The sequence below is a fragment of the Burkholderia sp. 22PA0106 genome (assembly GCF_047497155.1).
GTDB lineage: Bacteria > Pseudomonadota > Gammaproteobacteria > Burkholderiales > Burkholderiaceae > Burkholderia.
This window is the reverse complement of the sequence record NZ_CP163162.1, coordinates 2,384,519-2,407,163: the sequence shown is the minus strand read 5'-3', so window position 1 is coordinate 2,407,163 and position 22,645 is coordinate 2,384,519. Positions and strand designations below refer to the sequence as shown.

21 protein-coding genes are annotated in these 22,645 nt (G+C 67.0%); 12 read left to right on the top strand and 9 right to left on the bottom strand.

All coding sequences use genetic code 11. From position 1 onward, the window contains the following. Nucleotides 1–67: 67 nt before the first annotated feature. Nucleotides 68–1,384: an MFS transporter gene (locus tag AB4850_RS10250; RefSeq protein ID WP_414439708.1), complete on the top strand. Its 1,317-nt coding sequence runs from the start codon at nucleotides 68–70 to the stop codon at nucleotides 1,382–1,384. A gap of 57 nt (nucleotides 1,385–1,441) precedes the next feature. Beyond that, the gene (locus tag AB4850_RS10245) at nucleotides 1,442–2,374 is read left to right on the top strand and encodes a carbon-nitrogen hydrolase family protein (RefSeq protein ID WP_414439707.1); all 933 of its coding nucleotides are present in this window, start codon (nucleotides 1,442–1,444) and stop codon (nucleotides 2,372–2,374) included. Between the two features lie 57 nt (nucleotides 2,375–2,431). Here the strand turns inward: AB4850_RS10245 and AB4850_RS10240 are convergent, their stop codons facing one another. Continuing rightward, a complete protein-coding gene (locus AB4850_RS10240; RefSeq protein ID WP_414439706.1) occupies nucleotides 2,432–3,742 on the bottom strand; it encodes an MFS transporter in 1,311 nt (436 codons plus the stop codon). A gap of 181 nt (nucleotides 3,743–3,923) precedes the next feature. Beyond that, the gene (locus AB4850_RS10235; RefSeq protein ID WP_414439705.1) at nucleotides 3,924–5,303 is read right to left on the bottom strand and encodes an NAD(P)H-dependent oxidoreductase; all 1,380 of its coding nucleotides are present in this window, start codon (nucleotides 5,301–5,303) and stop codon (nucleotides 3,924–3,926) included. On the opposite strand from AB4850_RS10235, the gene AB4850_RS10230 reads away from it, so the two are divergent. The 3 genes from AB4850_RS10230 to AB4850_RS10220 all read left to right on the top strand — a co-directional run bounded on the left by AB4850_RS10230 (nucleotide 5,302) and on the right by AB4850_RS10220 (nucleotide 7,408). Next, complete coding sequence (locus AB4850_RS10230) at nucleotides 5,302–6,342, top strand: LysR family transcriptional regulator (protein WP_414439704.1); 1,041 nt, start codon at nucleotides 5,302–5,304, stop codon at nucleotides 6,340–6,342. The two genes, AB4850_RS10235 and AB4850_RS10230, sit on opposite strands and share 2 nt — an antisense overlap. Before the next feature lie 210 nt (nucleotides 6,343–6,552). Beyond that, the gene (locus AB4850_RS10225; protein ID WP_414439703.1) at nucleotides 6,553–6,975 is read left to right on the top strand and encodes a VOC family protein; all 423 of its coding nucleotides are present in this window, start codon (nucleotides 6,553–6,555) and stop codon (nucleotides 6,973–6,975) included. 124 nt (nucleotides 6,976–7,099) lie between these two features. Further along, a complete protein-coding gene (locus tag AB4850_RS10220; protein ID WP_414439702.1) occupies nucleotides 7,100–7,408 on the top strand; it encodes a tautomerase family protein in 309 nt (102 codons plus the stop codon). Between the two features lie 68 nt (nucleotides 7,409–7,476). Here the strand turns inward: AB4850_RS10220 and AB4850_RS10215 are convergent, their stop codons facing one another. The 4 genes from AB4850_RS10215 to AB4850_RS10200 are packed head-to-tail and all read right to left on the bottom strand — an operon-like array spanning nucleotide 7,477 to nucleotide 9,996. Then, nucleotides 7,477–7,998, bottom strand: coding sequence for a DoxX family protein (locus AB4850_RS10215; RefSeq protein WP_414439701.1), 522 nt, complete (start codon nucleotides 7,996–7,998; stop codon nucleotides 7,477–7,479). 2 nt (nucleotides 7,999–8,000) lie between these two features. Next, a complete protein-coding gene (locus tag AB4850_RS10210; RefSeq protein ID WP_414439700.1) occupies nucleotides 8,001–8,783 on the bottom strand; it encodes a DNA-binding domain-containing protein in 783 nt (260 codons plus the stop codon). Next, nucleotides 8,773–9,630: a DUF692 domain-containing protein gene (locus tag AB4850_RS10205; protein WP_414439699.1), complete on the bottom strand. Its 858-nt coding sequence runs from the start codon at nucleotides 9,628–9,630 to the stop codon at nucleotides 8,773–8,775. The genes AB4850_RS10210 and AB4850_RS10205 overlap by 11 nt, the downstream gene beginning before the upstream one ends. A 54-nt stretch (nucleotides 9,631–9,684) precedes the next feature. Beyond that, the gene (locus AB4850_RS10200) at nucleotides 9,685–9,996 is read right to left on the bottom strand and encodes a DUF2282 domain-containing protein (RefSeq protein ID WP_414439698.1); all 312 of its coding nucleotides are present in this window, start codon (nucleotides 9,994–9,996) and stop codon (nucleotides 9,685–9,687) included. 241 nt (nucleotides 9,997–10,237) lie between these two features. Between AB4850_RS10200 and AB4850_RS10195 the strand changes: the two genes are divergently transcribed. The 4 genes from AB4850_RS10195 to AB4850_RS10180 all read left to right on the top strand — a co-directional run bounded on the left by AB4850_RS10195 (nucleotide 10,238) and on the right by AB4850_RS10180 (nucleotide 14,477). After that, a complete protein-coding gene (locus AB4850_RS10195; protein WP_414439697.1) occupies nucleotides 10,238–10,894 on the top strand; it encodes an MOSC domain-containing protein in 657 nt (218 codons plus the stop codon). 173 nt (nucleotides 10,895–11,067) lie between these two features. Then, entirely contained in the window at nucleotides 11,068–11,994 is a 927-nt protein-coding gene (locus AB4850_RS10190) for a LysR family transcriptional regulator (protein ID WP_414439696.1), read from the top strand. A gap of 100 nt (nucleotides 11,995–12,094) precedes the next feature. Next, nucleotides 12,095–13,075, top strand: a complete 981-nt coding sequence (locus AB4850_RS10185; protein ID WP_414439695.1) for a 4-hydroxythreonine-4-phosphate dehydrogenase PdxA — start codon at nucleotides 12,095–12,097, stop codon at nucleotides 13,073–13,075. Nucleotides 13,076–13,169: 94 nt separating this feature from the next. Continuing rightward, a complete protein-coding gene (locus AB4850_RS10180) occupies nucleotides 13,170–14,477 on the top strand; it encodes an MFS transporter (protein WP_414439694.1) in 1,308 nt (435 codons plus the stop codon). An 84-nt stretch (nucleotides 14,478–14,561) separates the two neighbouring features. Here AB4850_RS10180 and AB4850_RS10175 read toward each other — a convergent pair whose 3' ends face one another. From AB4850_RS10175 to AB4850_RS10165, 3 genes are all read right to left on the bottom strand, one after another. Beyond that, the gene (locus AB4850_RS10175; protein WP_414439693.1) at nucleotides 14,562–15,215 is read right to left on the bottom strand and encodes a GntR family transcriptional regulator; all 654 of its coding nucleotides are present in this window, start codon (nucleotides 15,213–15,215) and stop codon (nucleotides 14,562–14,564) included. A gap of 14 nt (nucleotides 15,216–15,229) precedes the next feature. Further along, complete coding sequence (locus AB4850_RS10170) at nucleotides 15,230–16,873, bottom strand: HAL/PAL/TAL family ammonia-lyase (protein ID WP_414439692.1); 1,644 nt, start codon at nucleotides 16,871–16,873, stop codon at nucleotides 15,230–15,232. 199 nt (nucleotides 16,874–17,072) lie between these two features. Then, nucleotides 17,073–17,972, bottom strand: coding sequence for a hypothetical protein (locus tag AB4850_RS10165; RefSeq protein ID WP_414439691.1), 900 nt, complete (start codon nucleotides 17,970–17,972; stop codon nucleotides 17,073–17,075). Between the two features lie 308 nt (nucleotides 17,973–18,280). Between AB4850_RS10165 and AB4850_RS10160 the strand changes: the two genes are divergently transcribed. The 3 genes from AB4850_RS10160 to AB4850_RS10150 all read left to right on the top strand — a co-directional run bounded on the left by AB4850_RS10160 (nucleotide 18,281) and on the right by AB4850_RS10150 (nucleotide 22,596). Then, nucleotides 18,281–20,275, top strand: a complete 1,995-nt coding sequence (locus AB4850_RS10160; RefSeq protein ID WP_414439690.1) for a sigma-54-dependent Fis family transcriptional regulator — start codon at nucleotides 18,281–18,283, stop codon at nucleotides 20,273–20,275. 203 nt (nucleotides 20,276–20,478) lie between these two features. Beyond that, nucleotides 20,479–21,579, top strand: coding sequence for an ATP-NAD kinase family protein (locus AB4850_RS10155; RefSeq protein ID WP_414439689.1), 1,101 nt, complete (start codon nucleotides 20,479–20,481; stop codon nucleotides 21,577–21,579). Between the two features lie 15 nt (nucleotides 21,580–21,594). Further along, the gene (locus AB4850_RS10150) at nucleotides 21,595–22,596 is read left to right on the top strand and encodes a thiamine pyrophosphate-dependent dehydrogenase E1 component subunit alpha (protein WP_414439688.1); all 1,002 of its coding nucleotides are present in this window, start codon (nucleotides 21,595–21,597) and stop codon (nucleotides 22,594–22,596) included. Nucleotides 22,597–22,645: the final 49 nt, after the last annotated feature.

The window sequence follows — 22,645 nt, the reverse complement described above, 5'->3', positions numbered from 1 at the left end:
CGTCATGCAACTGCGCGTGCAACCAATCTATCGGGGCTGGAACCCGGACGACCAAGGGGGAAATCGTATGACGAACACTGCTGTCGCGATGCACGAGGACGCGGGCGCCGACGAGCGCGTCGACTTGCGCAAACGCTCGCTTGCCGTGGGTATCGGCAATTTCATGGAATGGTTCGACTTCGCGATCTACGGTTATTTCGCGTCGATCATCGGCAAGACCTTCTTTCCGTCGAGCGCGCCGGGCATCTCGCTGCTTTCCGCGCTGGCGGTGTTCGCGGTGGGGTTCATCTCGCGGCCGCTCGGGGCGCTGGTGCTGGGGCCGATCGGCGATCGGCTCGGACGCCGCGCGGTATTGATCGCGACCGTGTTCGGAATGGGCGTGTCGACCACGCTGATCGGCTTGCTGCCGGGCTATGCCACGCTCGGCCTGGCCGCGCCGGCCTTGCTGGTGGTGCTGCGTTTCCTGCAAGGGATGATGGTGGGCGGCGAGTGGTCGAGCGCGGGCATCTACATCGTCGAGAGCGCACCGAGGGCGCGCCGCGCGCTCGCCGCGAGCGTCATCACCGGCACCGCCGCCGCCGCGTTCCTGATCGGCACGTTCATCGCCGCGCTGTTGTCGATGTGGCTGAGCGAGGCCGATCTGGCGTCGTGGGGCTGGCGCCTGCCGTTCGTCGCCTCGGTGTTCATGACTGCGGTGGCGATGTACATCCGCCGCCGACTGGGCGATACGCCCGTGTACGAGGAAGTGCAGCGCAAGCGCGCGATGAACGGCATCGATGCCGTGCCTAAGGGCGAGCGCTGGCGCGCGATGGTGATCACGTTCGCGTTCTCGGCGCTGTTCGGTGTTTCGCTCTACTACTTCATCGCCTACGCGAACAACCATCTGACGCAGACGGTCGGGCTGTCGAAGACGGCATCGCTGTGGCTTTGCAGCGTGGCCCTGGTGCTCTACACGATCTTCCAGCCGCTGGTGGGCCGCCTCAGCGACAGGATCGGCCGGCGTCCGCTGGTGCTCGCCTCGGCGCTCGGCCTGACGGTGCTCGCCTATCCGATCTTCCTGCTGATGAATACCGGCAACTACCTCGCGATCCTGGCCGGCCTGATCGTGCTGGCGGCGCTGGTGGCGGTGACGGCGGTGATGGACGTGGTGTTGCTGGTGGAAGTGTTTCCGGCGTCGATCCGCTCGACCGGGGCCGCCGTCGGCCACAACCTCGCGCTGGCCGTGCTGGCCGGCCCCGGCCCGTTCGTGGCCGCCGCGCTGATCCGCTGGTCCGGCAACCCGAACATCCCGGCGTGGTACCTGGCCGGCATTTCATTCGTTTGCTTCGTCATCCTCTATTTCATGTTGCCGGAGACGAAGGAGCGCGACATCGCGCAAGGCTGATCTGAAGCCGTGCGCGCTGGGCCCTGTTACCCACCTCAAAGAAATTGGAGTTGCACGATGTTCAAAGCTGCTGTCGTACAAGCCGCATCCGTTCCGTTCGAGCCGATGAAGAGCGCGGAGAAGGCCGCAGGCCTGATTCGCAGCGCCGCTCGCGAAGGCGCGACGCTGGCCGTGTTTCCCGAGGCGTTCCTCGGCGGCTATCCGAAAGGCGCGGCGTTCGGCACCCTGGTCGGCCGTCGCACCGATGGCGGCCGCGCGCACTTCCTGAAGTATCTGGAAGGCGCGGTGACGCTCGACGGCCCGGAATTGGCCTTGCTGGCCGACGTGTCGACCGAAACGGGCGTGCACGTGGTGATCGGCGTGATCGAGCGCTCGGGGCGCACGCTGTATTGCACGGGCGTGACGCTCGTGCCGGGCAAGGGCGTGGCCGGCTATCACCGAAAGCTGATGCCGACCGGAACCGAGCGGATCATTTGGGGCTTCGGCGATGGCTCGACCATCGCGCCGGTGGAGACGCACATCGGCTCGATCGGCACGGTGATCTGTTGGGAGAACTACATGCCGGCGTTGCGCCAGGCCATGTATTCGCAAGGCACGGAGATCTATTGCGCGCCGACCGCGGACGATCGCGCGAGCTGGGCGCCGTCGATGATCCATATCGCGCTCGAAGGGCGCGTTCACGTCCTGAGCGCCTGCCAGGCGATTCGTCTGGACGAATACCCGGCGTTCTTCCGCGACGATTTCCATCTGGAGGCGGGCGAAGCCGATTACATCATGCACGGCGGCAGCATGATCGTCGATCCGCTGGGCAAGGTGCTGGCCGGCCCGGTGTTCGATACGGAAACGATTCTCTACGCCGACATCGATACCGCGGTGGGCCGCGCCAGCAACCTCGATTTCGACGCGGTCGGCCATTACTCGCGCCCCGACATTTTCAAACTGAGCGTGAATACCGCACCGATGGCACCGGTGACGTTCTCGGCCGAATGAGCCGAGCCGGGCGGGCCGTCGCGCGCGTCGCGCAACGGCCCGCCCGCGCCACGCGAATCAACGGTCCGCCAGCTTGCCGGAAATCGAACGGACGAATACCGCGCCGAGCGCCATCGAGACGGCCACGGCATATAAACCAAACCGATTGTCGTGCGTCCAGACGTTCAACAGGCCGACCATATAGGGCGAGACGAAGCCGGCCAGGTTGCCGATGCAGTTGATGGCGGCAATTCCGATCGCGGCCGACGTGCCGGCGAGAAACGCCGAGGGAATCCCCCAGAACAACGAGAGCGCCGAGAGAATGCCCGAGGCGGCCACGCTGAGCGCGACGACCGTCCACATCGGCTGCCCAGTGACCGCGCCGCTGGCCGCGAACGCCGCCGCGCCGATCACCAGCGCGACGGAAAAGTGCATGCGACGCGAGCGGAAGCGGTCCGCGCTCATGCCTGTCAGGACGATCACGGGCACCGACACGAGATACGGAATCGCCGACAGCCAGCCGATTACCTCGACGTCGCGTATGCCGCTGTCCTTGATGATCGACGGCAACCAGAAGCTGATGCCGTAGAGCCCGATGATCTGGCAGAAATAAACGGCACACAACTTCCAGATATTGCGATCCTTGAGAAACGCCTTCGCATTGCCGTGCTCGGTTTTCTGCGCATCTTCGAGCGCGATCGCCGTGGTCACTTCATGCTTTTGCGCCTCGGTCAGCCAGCGTGCATCGTGCGGCCGGTCGACCATCAGCACGAGCACGGCGAAGCCGGCAAAAAACGCGGGCAAGGCTTCCAGCAGGAACAGCCATTGCCATCCGGCCATCGTGCTCGAATGGGCGAACGAATGCAGGATCCAGCCGGACGCCGGGCCGCCCACGACTCCGGCCAACGGAATGGCGATGTAGTAGAGGCCGAGTGCGAAGCCGCGTTTTTTCGCGGGAAACCAGTAGGTGAGGTACAACATGATGCCCGGCGAAAAGCCCGCTTCGGCGACACCGAGCAGGAAGCGCACGAGATAGAACTGCGTTGGCGTTTTCACCAGCAGCGTCAACGCAGAGATGATGGACCAGGTAATCAGGATGCGCGCGATCCACCTGCGTGCGCCGATCTTGTGCAAGGCGAGATTGCTCGGCACTTCGAAGAAGAAGTAGCCGATGAAGAAAATGCCGGCGCCAAACCCGTAAACGGCATCGCTGAATTTCAGGTCGGACAACATCTGCAACTTCGCGAAACCCACGTTCACGCGGTCCAGATACGCGCATAGATAGCAAAACACGATGAACGGCATGATGCGCCAACTGATCTTTCGGTAAACATCGACCTTCGAATCATCGCGTGCGCGAGGGTCGACGGTGCTGTCGTAGGAACTCATGTCTCCTGCCTCCTGTGGATACGCCTTGTCATGTTTTCCCCTCGCTCCACGCGCCCGCGCGTATCTTCGCGCCTGGTGGCCCGTGCGCCGATGCGGCGCTGCCGTCGGCAACCGGGGTTGCCGACGGTACGAACGAGTTCGATCGGTCAAGCAGGATCGCCGCGGCGATCCGGGTCATGCGTCAGGATGCGATTTTCTCGGCGGGCAGCACGATGTTCATCTCGCGGCGGAACATCGTTTCCATTTCACGGCGTACCCGCACGGCTTCCTTGTTCGCATCGAAACTCACATCGCTCCAGCACACGGTCTGGCCTGCCTTGATCGGACGCTGCAGCACCATGTTGTGCGCAAGCCCGATCGGCAGGGCGCCGCGCATCAGCGAATCCTCGGCCGGCATCAGCTTGCCGTAGACGGTAAAGCCGCCTTCGCCGTCCAGCCGTTCGCCAACGCGCAGATCGCGCTTGGCGGTGGCGGCCACGTCGCCATGCAGCATGCCGGTCGCGCCGGTCGCCTCGCCGCGCACGGCAATGCTGGCGATCGATACGCCCAATTCCAGGCCGATCAGGTGATACGGCTTGTACATGGCGGCGTAGCGGCCGCTGGCATCGGTTTTCAGGCCGTATTGTGCAAAGCAGTCCTTGACATACTGCGACGGCGCTTCGAACACGACATACACGCCCCAGCGCAGATCGCGAAACACCGGCCGCCCATCGCGCTCCAGCGACGACACGACTTCGACATTGCCCTTGTGCGAAAGAATGCCGCCGTCGCCCGTGGGGCGCAGGATGCTCGGCAGATCGTCGACGCCGCACGGCGGAAAGCTCAGGCCATCCGACGGCGGCCGCAGATCGCAGCCGTTCGAGACAGCCGCCATTTCCAGGGCCGACTTGGTGCCGTCGAGGAAGGAGTTGAACATCTGTGCGTTGAAATCGCCCGAGCCGACCTGTTCCTCGGTGAACCCGTAATGCCCCCAGACCGTATCGGGCGTCGATTGATGGTAGGCGGGCAGGTACTTCGTGCCCTTGCCGGCGCACACCACCTCGAAGCCGATCGTGCGCGCCCAGTCCACCATTTCCGCGATCAAGGCGGGCTGATCGCCCGATGCCATCGAATAGATGATGCCGGCTTCCTGCGCGCGCCGCGCCAGCAGCGGCCCGGCCAGCACGTCCGCCTCGACGTTGACCATCACGATGTGCTTCTTGTATTCGCAGCACAGCAGAGCATGGTGGATGCCGGCGGCGGGGCTGCCCGTCGCATCGATGACGATGTCGACGTCGTCGCCCTTGATCATCGAGTCGGCATCGTCGGTGATGAAGGTGGTGCCGTGCTTGCGCGCATCGGCCCACGAGGTGGCGGCATAGCGCGCGGCGTCCCAGCCCACGCGATCGAGCGAGGCGCGCGCGCGTGCCGGCGACAGGTCGGCCACGCCGATCAGATGAATGCCGGGTGTGCGCGGCGCCTGCGAGAGATACATCGAGCCGAACTTTCCGGCGCCGATCAAACCGACCCGTACGGGGTTGCCGGCTTCGGCGCGGGCGGAAAGTTTTGCGATCAAGGACATGCTTGTCTCCTGTGTTTTGGGGGCGATCGGATGGCGATGCGATGAACCGTGCATCGTCGGACGTACCCAAGATAGCACCGCGTTTTTTGCAATAGAATGGGCAAATCTACACATGCTCTGTGCAAAAAATCACATGCGTGGTTTCGACTGGGATGACATTCAGGCCTTTCTCGCCGTGGCCCGCGCGGGCAGGCTGACCGTTGCGGCGCAGCAAATGGGCGTCGATCATTCGACGCTCAGCCGCCGTATCGCGGCGCTGGAGCGGGCCTTGAACGCGCGGCTGTTCGATCGGCGCAGCGTGGGGTTCGTGCTGACGCCGGAAGGCGAGCAATTGCTCGACGATGCCGAAGCGATGGAAAGCCTGACGCTGAAGATGCGCGAGCGCTTCGACGACCGCTCGATCGGCTTGACGGGCACCGTGCGAATCGGCACCCCGGAGGGGTTCGGCACGTATTTTCTCGCGCCTCGGCTCGCGCGTCTGACGGCCACCCATCCCAATCTCGACATCGAGCTGGTCGCCAATCCCCGGTTGTTCAGCCTGTCGAAACGCGAGGCGGATATCGCCATCACGATGTCGCGGCCGGCGCAGGGACGTGTTTATGCCGAGAAGCTCGTCGACTACACGCTGGGCGTTTACGCCGCGCGCCGCTATCTCGCCGCCACGCCGCCGATTCGACGCCGGCGCGATATGGTCGCCCGCCCTTGGGTCGGTTATATCGACGACTTGATGTGGACTTCCGAACTGGATTATCTGCCGCAGGTGTCGGCCGGCATTGCGGCCCGCACGCGGATTTCGAACGTGATCAGCCAGGCGGGCGCCATCCGTGGCGGGGTGGGGCTGGGCGTGCTGCCGTGCTTCATCGCGCGCTCGGAACCCGAACTCGTGCGGGTCTTGCCCGACGACATCGAGCTGACGCGCAGCTATTGGCTGGTCACGCATGCCGACACGCGCGACGTCGCCCGCGTGCGTCTGATGCACGATTTCCTGCGAGCCGAAATCGACGATGCGCCGGATGGCCGGACTTTCTGGCAAGCGTGAGCGCGGCGTGAGGTGGCCATTGATTCGACTTGCCGCCTGGTATCGGCTTCGGAGGATTGCGCGGTTTCGTTCTATCTTTAACCGAGCATTCGGCGTTGCCCGGGTTGGTCCCGATGCCCGATGCACCGAATGCCGCGAATCGGAAGTTCGGCGGCGTCGAGTCGAACCCGCCGCTGCCGGCCCTCATTCAACCAGAAGGAACACCCCACCATGTCCAACCAAGCGCTTACCTGCGGCATCGACCATCTCGGCCTGGCGGTTCGGGATCTCGCCTCGACCCGGCAATTCTTCGAGCAATGCCTCGGCTGGAACGTCGTTGGCGAGCGGCCGGAATACCCCGCCGCCTTCGTGTCGGACGGGCACGTCACGCTGACGCTGTGGCAGGTGACGGAGCAGAACGCGCTCGTCGAATTCGACCGCAAACGCAACGTCGGGCTGCACCATCTGGCGCTGCGTGTCGCCAGCGAAGAAGCGTTGAATACGGTGTTCGAGCGGGTGTCCGCATGGCCGGGCGCGCGCGTCGAATTCGCCCCCGAGCAGCTTGGCAAGGGCACCAAGCGCCATGCGATGGTGTACGAGCCGGGCGGTATCCGTATCGAGTTCGACTACGACACGGGCGTGGCGGCGAAGTAATTCGGTGCACGTGGCGGCATGGCGGCAACGCCATGACGCCGCGCGCATCACGCCTCCGCCAGGTGTCTTTACGCGAACGTAATGCGTGACCACGTCGATGTCGGTTTGACCTTCGGTTGAACCGATGCCTCTACCCGAAGATTTGCGCCGCCGGTTGGCAGACCGTGCGGCGCAATGCATTTCACCATGGGAGGGCGGTATGCCGTACGTCAATATCAAGGTAACGCGCGAAGGCACCGCGCCGGGCGAATCGGCAACGACGCCGGCGCAGAAGAAGGCGCTGATCAAGGGCGTCAGCGATCTGCTGTTCGACGTCATGGGCAAGCCGCATCACACGACGTTCGTCGTGATTGATGAAGTCGATCTCGACAGTTGGGGAGTGGGCGGCGTCACCACCCCGGAATGGCGCGAACAGCAAGCCGGCAAGAAATAGGCCGCTGGGCCGACCATTTTCGAGTTTCACCTCATCGAAGACGAAGAGGCGATGCAGGCTCGTGCGATTTACTTCGGCATGCTTGACGAACGCGCTTGCCGGTCGCCGAGCAGGTAATCGATCGAGATCTTGCCCGGCCCCCACGCGGCGACGCCGAGCGCCATGGCTGCCCAGGTCAGGTGGATCGGCCAGCCGTCCGGCACCGTCAGTTCGACCACGCAGGTCATCAGCAGCAGGCCGAGCCCGGCGAAGCGGGTGCCGAGCCCGAGCACCAGCAGCACGGGAAACCCCACCTCGCCGCACCCCGAGAGGAACGCGAACACGGCGGGCATCGGGAACGGATACGGGCCGCCCGGCAGATGCAGCTTGAAGACATCCGTGAACAGGTCGACCGCCGTGTCGTTCAGTTGCAGGAAACCGCTCCATTTGAGGATGCCCGATTTCCAGAACGGCACCGCCAGCGCAATGCGCAGCACCAATTGCACGAGCGACGGCTGGGCGATGCGCTCGACCACCCGGCGAGCGCATCCGACGCCTCGGGCAAGCGTGGCGAGCGGCGTGCGCGGTTGGCTCCGTGAATCCGAGATCATGGTCAAGCTCCTGTACGAATCGAGGTAAAGGCGCCGGCGGCGATCATGCCGGCAAGGTTGGCGGGCAGATCGAAGGCCGGATCGGCTTCGAGTGCATGAGCGGCGGCCGTGCCGAACGGCTCGCCGTCGAACAGCGCGCGCAGGAACGCCGCGCCGCCCGGCGGCAGGCGCGAGACGGTCACCGCGTCATCCACGCGCGTGATCAGCGCGTCTTCCGGCGTGCTCGATACGAGCGTGGCGGTGGCGTCGTCGTCGCGATTCATGACGAAGATCGATACCGCGGGAAACCGCGAGGTGGCGATGCGCGCGGCGGCGTGGGGCACGAAGCGCAGCGTCATCAGCGCGTCGGGGGCGACCTGCGCCAGCGCGGCGGCGCTCAGGTGCGGCTGATCCTCGGCGTGATACGCGTCGAGCCAGGCGCGCTCGATCCGCGCGACATCGGCCAGCCACGGCATCTCGGACGCGTATTCGTAGCGCTCGATGAACGGCGCGAACGCGTGGCCGTATTCGAACAGCAGCGGCGATTGCGGGGGCGTTTCGCGCACGTGGAAGCGCGCCATCGCCCGGAAGAAATCGACGCCCGTGATGCGTTGCACGGCCGGGTAAATAGCGGCGAGCGCGTCGATCAGGCTCACCGTCACGTTGTTCCGGTAGACGTTGTAGCGCTGCTCGACGCCCTTGTGGTCCGGCGCGATCGCGTCGATGGGCGGCGAGCAGGCGGGGTCGAGCAGCCCGGCCGAGAAATCTTGCATCGATGCGCCGGCGGCGTGTGCGTCATGACGCATGAGCGTGCTCCTGGATGGACGCGCCGCGCATGACCTCGGCTGCCTGCCGCGCTTCGGCGTGCAGTATCGGCCAGGCCGGCAACGCGCTGTCCCATTCGACGAGCGTCGGGATACAGGCGGTGCGGGCGATCGTGTCCGCATAGAGCGCCCAGACCGGGTCGGCCACCGAGCGGTCGTGGCTGTCGATCAGCAGCGGTTCGCCCTCGTCGTCGCGTTGCTCGCTGTGCCCGGCCAGGTGAATCTGGCCGACGTGTTCGAGCGGAAATGCGGCAAGATAGGCCTCGGCCGAGCCGCGCTGGTTGCACGCGGACACGAACACGTTGTTGATGTCGAGCAGCAGCCCGCAGCCGGTGCGTTCGGCTACCGCGCGCAGGAAATCGACCTCATGCATCGTCGAAGAGGAAAACGCTACGTACGTCGAAGGGTTTTCGAGCAGGATGCGTCGTTGCAGCGTGTCCTGAACCTGATCGATGTGCGCGCAGACCGTGGCGAGCGTCTGTTCCGTATACGGGAGCGGCAGCAGGTCGTTGAAGAACGTGCCTTCGTGCGACGACCACGCCAGATGCTCGGACACCAGCACCGGCTCGTAGCGGGCGACCAGCGCGTGCAGCCGGGCGAGATGGCGCGCATCGAGCGGCCCGGGGCCGCCGATCGACATGCCGACACCGTGCACCGACAGCGGATGGTTGCGGCGTATCGCACCGAGCGCGCGGTGCGCGGGGCCGCCGTCGCCCATGTAGTTCTCGGCGTGCACTTCGAAAAACAGGCCTTCAGGCCGTTGCTCGGTGATCGCGGCGAGATGGTCGTGCTTGAAGCTGACGCCGGCAAGCGGGGGGAATTCCGTCATCGCTAACCGGGGATGGTCAGGCGCCATCCCCGCTCCTCTGATGGGCTGGATGGGTCAGGACTTGATCGGCGTCAGCGAGCCGTGGCCACCGCCCGGCACCTGGATGTTGGCGCAGGTGCCGCCTTGCACGAACTTCCACGAATTGCCCTGGAAATCGACCGTCGAGGTGCCTTGACACGTGGTGCCCGGGCCGGCCGCGCAATCGTTCTGGCCTTTGAGCGCGACGCCGTAGCATTGCTCCTTGTGAGCGGCGACGGCTGCGCCGGCTTCGGCCTTGGTCAGCGGGGCGGCATGCGCAACCGAAGCGAGCAGGCTGGCGACGGCACCGGCGAGCAGGGCGGACGTGATCTTGGTATTCGTGGACATGAGGTTCTCCGGATTTGAAGTGGGCGCACCCACATTGGGTACGCTCATCAATTCGCCGCCTCCGCGCCGCGAGTTACAGCCGATGCGAAAATTTTTCGCGCCGCGTTTTCATCCGAAGCAAGATGCCGGTGTGTCGGCGTGCGCCATCACGTTCAGTGATGCGTACAATCTTCAATGATCAATGGACGTTGCGCGCCATCGGCGGCACAGTGTGCAGGTTCAAATCGTCAGGACGGGCGCGATGCCGACAATCGAACATCTGTTTGCGGGTGGTATCACCGAGCTGGGCCCGGAAGGGCATCTCACGGGCATTTACAAAACGCGGATCGCCGATGCCGATATCGAGGTGTCCGGCATTCGCGGCGACCAGCAGGCCGACCGGCGCGTGCATGGCGGGCCGGAGAAGGCGGTTCATCAATACGCGTTCGAAAACTATCCGGCGCTCGGGCGGCAGTTTCCCGATTGCGAGCCGTTGCTGCTGGCCGGCAGCGTGGGCGAGAACATTTGCGCGCCGGGGCTGACCGAAGCGAGCGTCTGCATCGGGGATGTCTATCGGGCCGGCACGGCGATCCTGCAGGTGTCGCAACCGCGCCGGCCCTGCTGGAAGATCGATCACCGCCTGGGCGCCAGTGGTGTGGCGGCCTTCATTGCGCGAACGGGCATCACCGGTTGGTACTACCGCGTGCTGCGCCCCGGCAAGCTCGCGGTGGGCGATGCGATGGACCTGATCGAGCGGCCCGATGCGGCGTTTTCGATCGAGCGCTTCTGGGAAATCCAGATGGCGCACCGGCCACGCATCGACGCGGTGTCGGCATTGGCCGCCGCCGCCGGGTTGGCGCCGGAATGGGTGCAGCGCTTGCAGCATCGCGCGGAGTGGCTGCGCTCGCACGCCGGTTGAGGCATCGTCGATATCGCTTGAGCAACGGGCCGACGCAATGACGAGCGCAGCGTTGGTCCGTTACGCGCGCCGTGGCCGAGCAGCATGCGTCGTCGGGCGAGACCGACGGCTTTTTCCCGACGCACCCCCAACGGGATAGAATTTCGCGCATTCTCCCCATTTCCCCCCACCCGATGCGTCGCGCCAACCGTATCCATTTCGATCTGACGACGCTGCGCCTGTTCGAGGCCACCGCCGAACTCGGCGCGGTCACCAAGGCGGCCGAGCGTGTCGCGCTCGCGCCCGCCGCCGCGTCGCGCCGCATCAGCGAACTGGAAACGCAGTTCGGCGTGGCGCTGTTCGAGCGTCGGCCGCACGGCATGACGCTCACCGATGCCGGCCGCGCCCTGCTCGCGCATGCGCGCAGCATGCTGCACTCGGCGGCGCGCATGGCCGACGATGCCTCCGCGTTCCGGCAAGGCGATCGCGGCATCGTGAAGATCGCCGCCTGCACGTCGGCGGTGTTGCAGTTTCTCGCCCAGGACGTGCAGCGTAGCCACGCCGCCCACCCCGGCATCGATATCGACCTGCAGGAACTGAACAGCCACGGCGTGATGCAGGCGCTCGCGCGCGGCGTGGTCGACATCGGCATCTACGAAGCGTCGCTCGGGCGGCTCGATTTCCCGACGCGCCCTTATCGCGAAGATCGACTGGTGGTGGTGACGGCCGCCGATCACGCGCTGGCCGAATGCGAGCGCGCGACCGCGGACGACATCCTGGCCTGCGACGTGATCGGCCTCACGGAAGGCTCGGCCATTTCGGTGGCGCTCGCGCGCCTGGCGAACGCGCGGGATCAGACGCTGCGCATGCGGATTCGCGTCGGCAGCTTCGACAGCATGACGGCGATGGTGGCCGCGGGCGTCGGCATCGGGGTGATGCCGGAGGGCGTGGCGCGCGCGCTGGCCGGCGGCCCGCCGTTCCGCATCCTGCCCATCGAGGGCAATTGGGCCACTCGCCAGTTCCTGCTCTGCCACCTGCCCACCGAGGCGCTGTCGTCGTCCACGCTGTCCGTGCTCGACCTGCTTTGCGGGCCGGTTTCGCAAAACACGAAACCTGAATAGCTCAATGAGCGATGGCCGGCCGGCGCGATCGTCCTTATCTTGAGGCCGAACCGCTCGCATCGAACGCAGCGGTCCCCATGATCATCGCGCTCGGAGCACCATGTCTCAGTCACCCGTTCGAATCGCGCTCAGCATCGGCGACCCCGCCGGCGTCGGCGCAGAAATCATCGCGCGCCTGCTGGCGGACCCCGCCACGGCCGAGAAAGCCCACATCACCCTGATCGGCAACCGCGAGGCGCTCGCGCGCGGCGCGGCCGCCGCAGGCGTGCCGATCCCGCAAGCCGCACCGTGGCTGGAAATCCTGCACTGGGAGGGCAGCGACGCGGTATTCGCGCCGAGCGTCATCTCGGAAGCGAGTGGCCGCTTCATGCTCGATTCGCTGCGGCTCGCGGTGCGCCGCGTGCAGGATGGCCTGGCCGACGCGGTATGTTTCGGGCCACTGAACAAGAGCGCGCTGCGCCTCGGCGGCATGCAGGAAGAGGACGAGATGCGCTGGTTCGCCAGCCTGCTCGACCATCGCGGCGTGTGCGGCGAGCTGAACGTGCTCGATCCGCTGTGGACGGCGCGCGTGACCTCGCATATTCCGCTGCGGGAGGTGTCCGCGCACCTGTCGCCCGAGGCGGTGGCCGATGCGATCGGCATGCTGACCGGCGCGCTGCGCGCCTCGGGCGTGGCCGTGCCGCGCATCGGCGTGTGCGGCCTGAATCCGCACAACGGCGACCACGGCAACTACGGTAATGAGGAAAGCGAAGTGATCGAGCCGGGCATGGCGCTGGCCGCCGAACGCGGCTTCGCGACCACCGGGCCGTATCCCGCCGACACGATCTTCCTGCGCGCGCGGGCCGGCGAACTCGACGGCATCGTGACCATGTATCACGACCAGGGGCAGATCGCCACCAAGCTGCTCGGCTTCGAGGTGGGCGTGACCGTCGAGGGCGGCCTGCCGATGCCGGTGACCACCCCGGCGCACGGCACCGCCTACGACATCGTCGGCCAGGGCCGCGCGAGCGCCACGGCGATGGCGCATGCCTTCGACCTGGCCTGCCGCATGGCGCGCTCGCAGTCGGCCGCGTTCGCCTGAGCGGCGCCGGCATCGAACCAACCTAAATCGAACCGAAATCGAACAGAGGCCGACGGTGGCGCAGGCCGCCGCGGACCTCGCAGTCGGAGGAGACATGAATTCGCTATTGCGGCGTTCGGGACGCACTCACGTACAGCGGGCCATCCTGGCGCTGCTGTGCGCGATGTCGTTCATCCTGTATCTGGATCGCGTCAACCTGGCCGCCGCGGCCGGGCCGATCAAGGCCGAGCTGGGCCTGTCCAACACCACGCTGGGCCTCGCGTTCTCCGCGTTCGGCTATACCTACGCGATCTTCCAGATCATCGGCGGATGGCTCGCCGACCGCATGGGCGCGCGCCGCACGCTGCTGTTGTGCGGCTCGATCTGGGTGGTGGCGACGATTGCGACCGGCATGGTCGGCGGGCTCGCGTCGCTGTGCGCCGCGCGCCTGCTGCTCGGGGTGGGCGAGGGCGCCGCGCTGCCGGCCCAGGCGCGGGCGATCGCGAACTGGTTCCAGGCCAAGGATCGCGGCTTCGTGCAGGGCATCACGCATTCCTCGTCGCGGCTCGGCAATGCCGTCGCACCGACGCTCGTGGCCTTGCTGGCGACGCTGTATTCATGGCGCCTGTCGTTCATCATCGTGGGCGTGATGACGGCGTTGTGGATCGTCGTCTGGGTGCTGTACTACCGCGACGATCCGCGGGCGCATCCGCGCGTGAACGAAACGGAACTCGCGCAATTGCCGGTGAGGGTGGCCGCCGACGCGCAGGCGCGCGTGGCCACGCCGTGGCGGCGCATCTTCGGCCGCATGTCGCCGTCGATCTTCGTGTACTTTTGCCAGGTGTGGAGCAACACGCTGTTCTTCAGTTGGGTGCCGCTGTATTTTCTGCACGGCTACGGGCTGAATCTCAAGGAGTCCGCGATTTTTTCCTCGGGCGTGTTCCTGGCGGGCGTGGTGGGCGACGTGCTCGGCGGCGTGATCAGCGACCGGGTGCTCAAGCGCACCGGCAGCCTCCGGCTGGCGCGGCAGGGCGTGATCGCGTTCAGTCTGCTCGGCGCGTTTGCCTGCATGATCCCGGTGATGCTCAGTCATGACCTGACGATCGTCACGCTGGGCTTGTCCGGCGCGTTCTTCATGCTGGAACTGACGATCGGCCCGATCTGGGCGGTGCCGATGGACGTCGCGCCGCAACACGCCGGCACCGCGAGCGGCATGCTCAACACCGGCGCGGCGTTTGCCACCATCGTGTCGCCGGTGGTGTTCGGCGCGGTGATCGACCGCACCGGCAACTGGAACCTGCCGTTCGCCGGGTCGCTGCTGTTCCTGCTGATCGGCACGCTGATGACGCTGAAGATCCATCCCGATCGCACGATCGACGTGGAACCCGATGCGGCGAGCGAGGGGAAGCTGCGTCCGTCGTAGGCGGGCGGTGCGGAAGCGCAAGCTTCGAGCCGCCGCGAACGGCCCCGGCTCGTTCGATCGCACCAACGTCCGGTCGCCCGCGACTTACCCCGCAGGCAATGTCCCCACGGCGGCCACCAGAATGTCCCCGGCGTCGCTCACGTGCTGTTCCAGCAGCGAGCAGGCGAGCGCCACATCACCACGCCGCGCGGCCGCCACGAGCGCGATGTGCTCGGCTTCCGATTTCGCATTCCAGTCGATCATCGCCGCCGTGGCGTACATGTAGCGCAGGCGCGCCTCGTGCAGGCTGTCGATGTCCGACAGCAGGCGCGGCATGCCGCACGGCCGGTACAGGCTCGCGTGGAAGTGGCGGTTCGCTTCTTCCCACGCGGCGATGTCGCGGCTGTGCTCGGCCTGCGCGATGGCGTCTTCGGCCAAGGTGAGGTCGGCTTCGGTCAGGTTGGGGATGGCATGCCGCAGCGCCAGCACTTCGAGCGCCGAGCGCATGCGGGTGATCTCGACGATCGAAGCCTGATCCAGCGCCGGCACGTACACGCCCTTGCGTTCGCGCGACACCAGCAGGCCGCGCGCTTCGAGCCGCCGGAACGCCTCGCGCACCGGCACGTGGCTGGTGTTGAAGTCGGCGGCGACCGTGTCCTGGCGAACCCGATCGCCGGGCTTCAGCTCGCCGCGAATGATCTGTTGCGCCAGGCCGGCGGCAATCCGTGCCGGCAGGGAATCCGAATTGTCGAGAACCACGTTCGATCTGTCCTTTAGGGTGTTGCGGGGCCCCACATGTCGCCGCAGGCGGCCGTCACGGCCTGCGCGAGCGCGCCGCTGCGCACCAGCGCTCGCACCGCCTCGACGTCGTCGTGCACCCAGCGGTCGTCGCCGAGCATCGCCGGCACCTCGGCGCGCACCCGTTCGAGCGCGGCCTGCGCGCCACGGCCGAGCGGGAACGCCGAGTAAGCCTGCTGCGTGAGCGACAGCGCCTGCGCGGCGATCAGCACTTCCGCGCTCACCACGGCCTGCGCGTTCTCCACCACCGTACGCGTGCGGCGCGCGGCGAAGCAGGCATTGCTGATGTGGTCTTCCTGATTGCCCTTGGCCGGCAGGCTCGTCACGCTGGCCGGCGCGCACAGGCCCATGTTTTCCAGCACGAGGCCGGTGCCCATGCTCTGCACCACGGCGAAGCCGGTGTTGATGCCGGGCTCGCGGGCGATCAGGTTGCGTGGCAGGCCGAAATTATAAGCGGGGTCGATCAACAGGTTGTTGCGGCGGTCGCAGATCGCGGAGAGGTCGGTCGTCACCAGCGCGAGCAGGTCCATCGCCTGCGCCACGTACTGGCCGTGGAAGTGCCCGCACGACACGATGTCGTAGCGCTGGTCGGCGGCGAAGATCAGCGGGTTGTCGGTGGCGCTGTTCATCTCGGTGGTGAGGATGCCGTCGATGTAGTCGAGCGCGTCGAGCACCGGGCCGTACACCTGCGGCGAACAGCGAAACGAGTAGACATCCTGAATACGCGGTTGCGCGGCCGCCAGCGCTTCGGCTTCGGTGGCGCCGGGCGGCGCGAACGCGCGGGCCTCGTGCGTGCAGCGCGCGCTGCCTTCCAGCAGGCGCCGCACCGCCTGCGCCACGCGGCGCTGGCCCGGATGAGGCCGCGCCAGCATCACGCGATCCTCGAAGCAGGCGCGTTCGCCGCGAATCGCTTCCAGCGACATCGCCAGCGAGATCGTCGCGCCCGACAGCAGTTGCCGCGCATCGAACGCGGCGAGCGCCGCGTAGGCCAGCGACGCGGTGGAGCCGTTGATCAGCGCGGTGGCGTCCTTCGCCTCGACATCGAACGTCGGCGGCAGGCCGGCTCGCTCGAACGCGGCGCGTGCGCTCATGGTGTTGCCCTGGTAAGTGACCACCGATTGATCGAGGCCCAGCAACGCGCCGCTCATCAGGGCGAGTGGCGCGAGATCGCCGCTGGCGCCGACGCTGCCCTTGGTCGCGATCACCGGCGTGATGCCCAGGTTCAGCATCGCCACGAGCCGTTCCACCACCTCCACCCGAATGCCCGAATGGTTGCGCGCGAACGTGTTGACGCGGATCGCCATCATCGCGCGCACGGTTTCGGGCGGCATCGGCTCGCCGGTGCTGGCCGAATGCGAATGGATCAGGTTGCGCTGGAAGCGCGCGATGTCGAGCGCGCCGATGCGCTGGTTCTTCAGCGCGCCGACGCCGGTGTTGAACGCGTACATCAGCGGGGCGTCGTCGACGAGCCAGTTGTCGTGGATGAATTGCCGGGTGGCGGCGAGGTTGGCGCGGGCGGTGTCGCTGAGGGAAACGGGGGCGTTGTGGCGGGCGATGTCGACGATCTGGGTGAGGGTGAGGTCGTTGCCGGTGAGGGTGATGCGAGAGGGCTGGGACATGGGGGGCGAACTCCGTTTGTGTATTTTATCTATTATCTATAAAAAATTTGAGCGGCACAAGACGGAGGGTTTGGGCGCGGGATGGGAAGGGTGGGATCGGAGGCCTGGCCTGTTCACGGCAGGCCGCCCTGTCGATCCTCATGGGCCGGCGGCGTTCAGGAATGCTTGGGCAGCCGGCAAAAATCGTGATGCGGCGAGTTCAGTTGTCGTCGGGCACGCGCCGGAACATCACGCCCAGGTGGTCCATGACCGTCAGGTAATCGCCGGCCGAAATCAGTTCGTCATCGTGTTCGCTGGCCGCGTCCGCGCCGATTTCTTGAGCGAGGGCCCGAAACGGCTGGAGCGCGCGTTCGTCGCGATGCTCGCCGTCCTGGCCGAAGTAGGTGCGAATCAGCGTTTCGGCTTGCGCGAGGCGCGGAATATACGTGCGGCCACGCGCGATTTGATCGGGCGTGCCCCGGCCCAGTGTTTGCCGGTTTGCCTGCAGATCGTCGAGCCCGAGGCTCGGCCGCGCTTGATGAATGTTCGCCGTGTGAGCGAGTTCCTCGGGCGAGCGCTGATCGCCGCGCGACAGCACCGCCGAAGACGGCGGTGCGGCCGGCCCGAGGTTCAGGCTCGCGGGCGATGCATTCATGATCGCGTCGAAACTCTGAAAGACATGGTCGCGCCAGCCTGGCGCAGCCGCGCCTTCGATCAGGTGCTGCCGTGGGTCGGCGCGGGCCGGGGAGGCTGGCGCGCGCGGCAAGCCGGCACGGGGCAACGGTGCGCGCGGGGGCCGGTTGCCGCCGCCCGGCGCGCGCGGCGCGGCAGGCGGCGGGGTGTTGCGCGACAGGCTCGCCACGGCGGTATCGAGGCTTTGAAACAGGCTTGGAGCGGCAGCCAGACGGGAATCGGTTTCGATCACGCCACGGCCCGATTCGGCGCTCGCCTGCCTGCGCCGGCGGGCCAGATCCTGCAACGGCCCGCTGACGACCTGGCTCGCCGGCGCCGTGTTCGGCGCGGCGCGGTGGTCGCGGTGGTCGCGATGCCCGTTTTCAGGCTGGTGATCGTTATCGGATTGAGTGGCTGGCGTGTGGGAGCCGGTACGGCGGACGTCCATGCAATTGACCCTGATTGAGCGATACGCCGTCATCATTCCGCGTGCCGGCAGGTCCGCTGCTCACGAGTACGAAGCAGGGTGCCGGTGCGCGAAGCAGCGGTTTGCTTCGGTTACCGAAGCGTCCCGAAACCGCCCGACGCCGCCCCGCCGCCATCGTATTGCGGCATCCCGTACCGTCGGCTACATTAACCACCCAGTCTGGAAAATGGCAGGGGCGCCACACGGCGCCACCCGATCGTCAGCCGGCGTTGCACGCGGGCCGGCCCCGCGTCGCACCACAGCAGGCGGCGCGGAAACAGGAGACAACGATGGACGTGCGGCAACGCGATCACATCGAAACGGTGGTCCTGGCCACCACCGGCGAGTTACCGGCGGCCATGCGCACACACGATGCGCTGATCCAGAGTTCGTGGCGGCGCTGCGTCCATCAATACGGGCTCGATCCGGCCCGCATGCAGGAGGCGCGCATCCTGCCGCCAATCCGCCTGCGCGAACACCAGCAACGCATCGACGATTTCACGCGCATCGCCCGTCACGGCCTCGAAACCCTGCATGGCCAGGTGGCCGGCATGGGTTACGTCGTACTGCTGACCGATGCCGACGGCGTCACCGTCGATTACCTCGGCGACGCCAATGCCGATGCCGCGCTGCGGCGTGCGGGCCTGTATCTCGGCGCGGAATGGAGCGAGGACGGCGCCGGCACCTGCGCGGTGGGCACCGCGCTGGCGGCCGGGCAGGCGCTCACGGTGCATCAGGCCGATCACTTCGACGCCACCCACATTCCGCTGACCTGCACCGCCGCGCCGATGTTCGATTCGTACGGCCGGCTCACGGCGATCCTCGACATCTCCGCACTCAGTTCGCCGCAAGCCCGGTACAGCCAGATGCTCGCGCTGCAATTGGTGCGGATGTACGCCAGCCAGATCGAGGACGCCTATTTCCTGCGCCGTCACCGCCAGGACTGGGTGCTTAAACTGAGCCCCGCGCCCGAGTTCCTCGAAGTCAGCCCCGACTACCTGATCGCGCTCGACGCCGACGGCCGGATCGCCGGCCATAACCGCCGCGCGCAACAGGCGCTCGCGGCCGGCACCGATCCGCACGATCCGCACGCGCCGCCGCTGCTCGGCCAGCGCTTCGAGGCGCTGTTCGACGCCCGGACCGAGGAGCTGGGGCGCTTCGTCTATTCGCGGCCGAGCGAGCAGCGCGTGGTGCGGCTCAATCACGGCGGGCGCGCGCTCTACCTGAGCGTCATGCCGCCGGCGCCGAGCCTGCCGCCCGCGATGCGCGACGGCACGCCGCCGCCGCTGCCGGCCGAACTGGCCGCGCTCTGCGGCGGCGATGCGGCGTTGCAGCAGCAATTGCAGCGCGCCGCGAAGCTGATTGATTCGCCGATCAATCTGCTGATCAACGGCGAGACGGGCAGCGGCAAGGAGTTTCTGGCGAAGGCGCTGCATCGCGCCAGCGCGCGCCGCCACGGCCCGTTCATCGCGGTCAATTGCGCGGCGATTCCCGACACGCTGATCGAGAGCGAACTGTTCGGACACCTGCCGAACAGCTTCTCGGGCGCCGGTTCGCGGCCCAAGCGCGGGCTGATCGAGGAAGCGAACGGCGGCACGCTGTTTCTCGACGAGATCGGCGACATGCCGCGCGAGTTGCAGTCGCGCCTGCTGCGCGTGCTGTCCGAAGGCGAGGTGCTGGCGATCGGCGCGTCGCGCCCGGTGCCGGTCGATATCCGCGTGATTTCCGCGACGCATCATGCGCTCGACCGGCTGATCGGCAGCGGCCTGTTCAGAGAGGATCTGTACTACCGGCTCAACGGCGCGCGCTTCGCGCTGCCGCCGCTGCGCGAGCGCGGCGATCTGGACTGGCTGGTGCGCAAGCTGCTCGCCGTGCCGGAGGGCGAGCCGGGCTACACGATGTCGGCGGCGGCGCGCGAACGGCTGCATCGCCATCGCTGGCCGGGCAACCTGCGCGAGCTGCGCAACGCGCTCGAATATGCGCGCGCCGTGTGCGATCACCGTCATATCGAGGCGAGCGACTTGCCCGAGGGGATTGGCGACACGCATGCCGGCGAAGCCGCGTCGCGGCCATTACTTGCCGATCACGTCGATCACACCGAGGACCGTCACAAACTGCCGCCCGAAGCCGCGCTGCTGATGCAATACCTGCGCGCGGCCGGCTGGAACCTCAGCGCCGTCGCGCGGCAGATCGGCATCAGCCGCATGACGCTGTACCGCCGCATGGCGCGCTACGGCATCCAGTCGCCGAACCGCACCGATACCGGCGCGCGCGACACGCACTGAGCGCACCGATACGCCTGTCCCACCTGATGCACCTGCCGCTGTGACACCTGTCACGGCGGCGGGCTGCCGCCTCGTATTTCCCGCCCGGTTTGCCGGGGTATTCCCCTAAATTTCTCGCGTGTTTTCGTGCCTGCGGGCCGATGCGGCACTGGCATGGCAGTTGCGTTATCGCTGCTGTCAGAACAAGCACATCGGAGACAGGCATGCACGAACCCGTTCCGGTTCGTTCCCCCCGGGTCGGCATCATCGCCAACCCGGTGTCGGCGCGCGACATTCGCCGCGTCATCGCCAACGCGAACAGCCTGCAACTGGCCGACCGCGCCAACATCGTGCTGCGCCTGCTGGCCGGGCTGGCCGGCGGCGGCATCGAGCGCGTGCTGATGATGCCGGACCGCGAGGGGCTGCGCGTCATGCTGCAACGCCATCTGGCTCGTGCGCAGGCGTCGGGCGCGGCGATGGCGCAGATCGACTACCTCGACATGCCGGTGGCCGGCAGCGTGGACGACACGCTGCTCGCCGCGCGGCGCATGCGCGAGGCGGGCGTGGCGGCGATCGTCGTGCTCGGTGGCGACGGCACCCATCGCGCCGTGGTGCGCGAATGCGGCGAGGTGCCGATCGTCGGCCTGTCCACCGGCACCAATAACGCGTTCCCCGAGATGCGCGAATCCACCATCACCGGGCTGGCTACCGGCCTGTTCGCGACGGGGCGCATTCCCGCCTCGCGCGCGCTGGCGAGCAACAAGTGTCTCGATGTGACGATTCGGGAGCCGGGCGGGGCGTGGCGGCGCGACCTCGCGCTGGTGGACGCCGTGATCTCGCGCGAGCGCTATATCGGCGCGCGCGCCGTGTGGAAGGCCGACACGTTGAGCGCGGTGTACGTGTCGTACGCGAGCCCGCAGGCGATCGGCCTGTCCGCCATCGGCGGCCTGCTCGAACCGATCGGCCGCGACGAGCGCGGCGGCCTGGCCATCGAGCTGGGCCAGCCCGGGCGCTGCGCGTTCGAGCTGCTCGCGCCTATCGCGCCCGGGCTGCTGCAGCCGGTGCCGATCGCGGCGTGGCATCGCATCGCGCACGGCGTGCCGCATCGCGTGCGGCAGCGCGCGGGCGTTGTCGCGCTCGACGGCGAACGCGAGCTGGCCTTCGATTCGCATGACGAAGTGTTCGTCACCCTGAAGGAAAACGCCTTCCGCAGCATCGACGTGGCCGCCTGCATGCGTCATGCGGCGCTCGCGCAGGTGATGCGCGGCGGCGCGGGCGCATGCCCGCCCGCATCCGGGTTCCGCACCCATCCCACCCCCACCTGAAACAAGGAGACAAGCATGGCAACAGACATCGCAGCAGGCCCGGGCCGGCTGCCGCTCGACCAGGCGGCGCTGCTTTCGGTCTATCGCAAGATGCGCACGATCCGCGAGTTCGAGGAACGGCTGCACGTCGATTTCGGACGCGGCGACATTCCCGGCTTCGTGCATCTGTACGCCGGCGAGGAGGCGACCGGCGTCGGCATCCTGCATCACCTCGGCGACGGCGACCGGATCGCGAGCACGCACCGCGGGCACGGCCACTGCATCGCGAAGGGCGTCGATCCGGTCGCGATGATGAAGGAGATCTACGGGCGCAAGGGCGGCTCGTGCAACGGCAAGGGCGGCTCGATGCATATCGCCGATCTGTCGAAGGGGATGATGGGCGCCAACGGCATTCTGGGCGCGGGCGCACCGCTGATTTGCGGCGCGGCGCTGGCGGCGAAGTTTCGCGGCAAGGGCGAGATCGGCATCACGTTCTGCGGCGACGGCGCGTCGAACCAGGGCACCTTCCTCGAAAGCCTGAACCTCGCGGCGGTCTGGAATTTGCCGGTGATCTTCGTGATCGAGAACAACGGCTACGCCGAGGCCACCGCGCGCGAATACGGCACCGCCGTGGATAGTTACGTCGATCGCGCGGCCGGCTTCGGCATCCCGGGCGTGACGGTGGACGGCACCGATTTCTTCGCCGTGCACGAGGCGGCCGGCGAGGTGATCCGGCGCGCGCGCGAAGGCGGCGGGCCGTCGCTGCTCGAATGCAAGACGGTGCGCTTCTACGGCCACTTCGAGGGCGATGCGCAAACCTACCGCGCGCCCGGCGAACTCGACGACATCCGCAGCAACAAGGATTGCATCAAGAAGTTCGTGCAGACGGTCACGCGCGCCGAGGTGATTGCGCGCGACGCGCTGGCGGCGATCGATCGCGAGGTGGCCGATCTGATCGAGCGCTCGGTGGTGGAGGCCAAGGCCGCGCCGCTGCCCGGCCCGGAGGATCTGCTCGCGGATGTCTATGTTCGTTATTGACCCCGCCGCTTATCGACCGATGCGACCAAGGCAACCGATGCGATCAAAC

Excerpts from the sequence above, each read along its gene's own strand:
- AB4850_RS10185 (WP_414439695.1), top strand. The coding sequence starts at position 12,095 with ATGTCTCAGTCACCCGTTCGAATCGCGCTCAGCATCGGCGACCCCGCC.
- AB4850_RS10195 (WP_414439697.1), top strand. The coding sequence starts at position 10,238 with ATGCCGACAATCGAACATCTGTTTGCGGGTGGTATCACCGAGCTGGGC.
- AB4850_RS10245 (WP_414439707.1), top strand. The coding sequence starts at position 1,442 with ATGTTCAAAGCTGCTGTCGTACAAGCCGCATCCGTTCCGTTCGAGCCG.
- AB4850_RS10160 (WP_414439690.1), top strand. The coding sequence starts at position 18,281 with ATGGACGTGCGGCAACGCGATCACATCGAAACGGTGGTCCTGGCCACC.
- AB4850_RS10210 (WP_414439700.1), bottom strand. The coding sequence starts at position 8,783 with ATGCGTCATGACGCACACGCCGCCGGCGCATCGATGCAAGATTTCTCG.
- AB4850_RS10165 (WP_414439691.1), bottom strand. The coding sequence starts at position 17,972 with ATGGACGTCCGCCGTACCGGCTCCCACACGCCAGCCACTCAATCCGAT.
- AB4850_RS10180 (WP_414439694.1), top strand. The coding sequence starts at position 13,170 with ATGAATTCGCTATTGCGGCGTTCGGGACGCACTCACGTACAGCGGGCC.
- AB4850_RS10235 (WP_414439705.1), bottom strand. The coding sequence starts at position 5,303 with ATGTCCTTGATCGCAAAACTTTCCGCCCGCGCCGAAGCCGGCAACCCC.
- AB4850_RS10170 (WP_414439692.1), bottom strand. The coding sequence starts at position 16,873 with ATGTCCCAGCCCTCTCGCATCACCCTCACCGGCAACGACCTCACCCTC.
- AB4850_RS10215 (WP_414439701.1), bottom strand. The coding sequence starts at position 7,998 with ATGATCTCGGATTCACGGAGCCAACCGCGCACGCCGCTCGCCACGCTT.
- AB4850_RS10240 (WP_414439706.1), bottom strand. The coding sequence starts at position 3,742 with ATGAGTTCCTACGACAGCACCGTCGACCCTCGCGCACGCGATGATTCG.
- AB4850_RS10220 (WP_414439702.1), top strand. The coding sequence starts at position 7,100 with ATGCCTCTACCCGAAGATTTGCGCCGCCGGTTGGCAGACCGTGCGGCG.
- AB4850_RS10190 (WP_414439696.1), top strand. The coding sequence starts at position 11,068 with ATGCGTCGCGCCAACCGTATCCATTTCGATCTGACGACGCTGCGCCTG.
- AB4850_RS10205 (WP_414439699.1), bottom strand. The coding sequence starts at position 9,630 with ATGACGGAATTCCCCCCGCTTGCCGGCGTCAGCTTCAAGCACGACCAT.
- AB4850_RS10150 (WP_414439688.1), top strand. The coding sequence starts at position 21,595 with ATGGCAACAGACATCGCAGCAGGCCCGGGCCGGCTGCCGCTCGACCAG.
- AB4850_RS10200 (WP_414439698.1), bottom strand. The coding sequence starts at position 9,996 with ATGTCCACGAATACCAAGATCACGTCCGCCCTGCTCGCCGGTGCCGTC.
- AB4850_RS10230 (WP_414439704.1), top strand. The coding sequence starts at position 5,302 with ATGCTTGTCTCCTGTGTTTTGGGGGCGATCGGATGGCGATGCGATGAA.
- AB4850_RS10155 (WP_414439689.1), top strand. The coding sequence starts at position 20,479 with ATGCACGAACCCGTTCCGGTTCGTTCCCCCCGGGTCGGCATCATCGCC.
- AB4850_RS10250 (WP_414439708.1), top strand. The coding sequence starts at position 68 with ATGACGAACACTGCTGTCGCGATGCACGAGGACGCGGGCGCCGACGAG.
- AB4850_RS10225 (WP_414439703.1), top strand. The coding sequence starts at position 6,553 with ATGTCCAACCAAGCGCTTACCTGCGGCATCGACCATCTCGGCCTGGCG.